The organism is Rhizobacter sp. P1_G5, assembly GCF_056405435.1.
Genome location: NZ_JBFUCB010000764.1, coordinates 1 through 2,569, shown reverse-complemented (window position 1 = coordinate 2,569; position 2,569 = coordinate 1). Strand labels below are relative to the sequence as shown.

The following is a 2,569-nucleotide window of genomic DNA, read 5'->3' as shown; positions in this document are numbered from 1 at the left end:
GAGGCATAGCGGTGGTCTGCCAGCGGAATCACTTTGTCGGCCATGGGCGGATTGTGCCCGCCCGGCATGCGTCGGATGGGCGTGGGGCGATTAGGCCTTGACGGCCTTCACGGCCTTTGCCGCGGGTTTGCGGCGGGTCTTGTGGGTGACCTTGCGGGTGGCCGGCGGGCTGCTCGGCTTCAGCACCTCGGGCGCGGTCGGCGCTGCGGCCGTCACCACAGCCGCAAGCGGGGCCGCTACCGCGCCGACCTCGGCCAGCGGCTCGCCGGCCGGAGCGGCAGCGAGCGTCGCAGTGGCCGACGGCACGGCCGGCGCATCGGCCTGCTCGGCGCGGCGGGCACCGGTGAAGCGCTTGGCCCAGTACGCGAAGCGCATGTCCTCGACCCGCACCTCGCCGCCCGGCTTCGGCGCGTGGATGAACTTGCCTTCGCCGATGTAGATGCCGACGTGCGAGAAGGTGCGGCGCAGCGTGTTGAAGAAGACCAGGTCGCCGGGCTTCAGCTCGTCGCGCTTGACCGCTGTCAGGCCCTTGGCGTGTGCCTGCTCGTCGGCGCGGCGCGGCAGCACGAGGCCGAGCGCGCTCTCGAAGACGTGGCGGGTGAAGCCGCTGCAGTCGAAGCCGGAGTCGGCGTCGTTGCCGCCGCGGCGGTACCGCACGCCAAGGAAGTTCATCGCGGTCAGCACCATGTCGGATGCCTTCTCGCGGACCTGCTGGGTGAAGCTTTCGGGGGCTGTCGCTGTCGTGATGACCGCCGGGGCGGAGGCCGCTTCACTGGGCGGTGCCGCAGCCGGCGTGGCGGCCGCGCCACCCGGCGCGATCAGCCCCTTGTCGGTCAGCAGGCGGGAGATCTGGTCGGTATCGGCCCAGGCGCTGCCGCAGCCGAAGGCCGCCGCCACCAGGGCGCTGCGCACGAAAAAGGGGACGGCCGACCGAAACATGCCGCGCAGCATAAAAGAGTCACCGGGCAGCGTCAACGGCAAAAGTCCTTTCAAAACCGGCACTTAGCACGTTCTTTTCAGGCTTTTCCTGGGTTGTTGCGGGGGTGTTTCTGTGGTGTAACCAAGGGTATGAATGCCTATCGCGATTTTCATGCGCGCTCGCTCGCCGACCGCGCCGGCTTCTGGTCCGAACAGGCGGCGCTGATCGACTGGGAGCGGCCGTTCGGGCAGGTCTGCGACGCGAGCCACCCGCCGTTCGCGCGCTGGTTCGTCGGCGGGTGGACCAACCTGTGCCACAACGCGGTCGACCGGCACTTGGCCGCGCGCGCCGACCAGGACGCGCTGATCTACGTCTCCAGCGAGACCGGCGACGAGCGGCGCTACAGCTTCCGCGAGCTGCATGCCGAGGTGCAGCGCATGGCGGCCATCCTGCTGGCGCTCGGTGTGAAGCAGGGCGACAGGGTGCTGGTCTACCTGCCGATGATTCCCGAGGCGGCATTCACGATGCTGGCCTGCGCCCGCATCGGCGCGATCCATTCGGTGGTGTTCGGCGGCTTCGCGAGCGTCAGCCTGGCGAGCCGCATCGACGATGCGCAGCCGGTGCTGATCGTCAGCGCCGATGCCGGCAGCCGCGGCGGCAAGGTGGTGGCCTACAAGCCGCTGCTCGACGAGGCGATGCGGCTGGCCGATCACCACACGCCGCGCACGCTGATGATCGACCGCGGGCTCGCCCCGATGCAGCTCGATGCGCAGCGCGATGCCTCGTACGAGTCGCTGCGGGCGGCGCACTTCGACGCGGTGGTGCCGTGCACCTGGGTCGAGGCCACGCAGCCGAGCTACACGCTGTACACCAGCGGCACCACCGGCCGGCCCAAGGGCGTGCAGCGCGACACCGGCGGCTACGCGGTGGCGCTGGCCGCGAGCATGAAGCACATCTTCCAGGGGCGGGCCGGCGAGACCTTTTTCTGCACCAGCGACATCGGCTGGGTGGTCGGCCAYAGCTACATCGTCTACGGGCCGCTGATYGCCGGCATGGCGACGCTGATGTACGAGGGGCTGCCGATCCGGCCTGACGCGGCGGTGTGGTGGAGCCTGGTCGAGAAGTACCGCGTCAGCGTGATGTTCAGCTCGCCGACCGCGGTGCGGGTGCTGAAGAAGCACGATGCCGCGCTGCTGAAGCGGCACGACCTGTCGAGCCTGCGTGCGCTGTTCCTGGCTGGCGAACCGCTGGACGAGCCGACCGCGCACTGGATCGCCGACGGGCTGGGCAAGCCGGTCATCGACAACTACTGGCAGACGGAGACCGGCTGGCCGATCCTGACGATCGCCAATGGCGTCGAGCCGGCGGCCGGCAAGTTCGGCAGCCCGGGCGTGCCGATGTACGGCTACGACGTGAAGCTGATCGACGAGCTGAGCGGCGAGGAGCTGACGCAGCCGAACCAGAAGGGCGTGCTGGTCATCGAAGGGCCGTTGCCTCCGGGCTGCATGCAGACGGTGTGGCGCGACGATGCGCGCTTCGTCGAGACCTACTGGAAGACGATCCCCGGGCGCATGGTCTACAGCACCTTCGACTGGGGCGTGCGCGACGAGGACGGCTACTACTTCATCCTCGGCCGCACCGACGACGACG

The 2,569-nt window shown here is 69.3% G+C and carries 1 protein-coding gene and 1 pseudogene; one reads left to right on the top strand and one right to left on the bottom strand.

What is annotated here, in order from left to right:
- Window positions 1–282: 282 nt before the first annotated feature.
- A pseudogene (locus AC1D12_RS30720) lies at window positions 283–849 on the bottom strand (C40 family peptidase); the annotation flags it as partial.
- Between the two features lie 219 nt (window positions 850–1,068).
- Between AC1D12_RS30720 and prpE the strand changes: the two are divergent.
- A partial coding sequence (prpE, locus tag AC1D12_RS30715; RefSeq protein ID WP_477845003.1) for a propionate--CoA ligase occupies window positions 1,069–2,569 on the top strand: 1,501 nt, incomplete at its 3' end.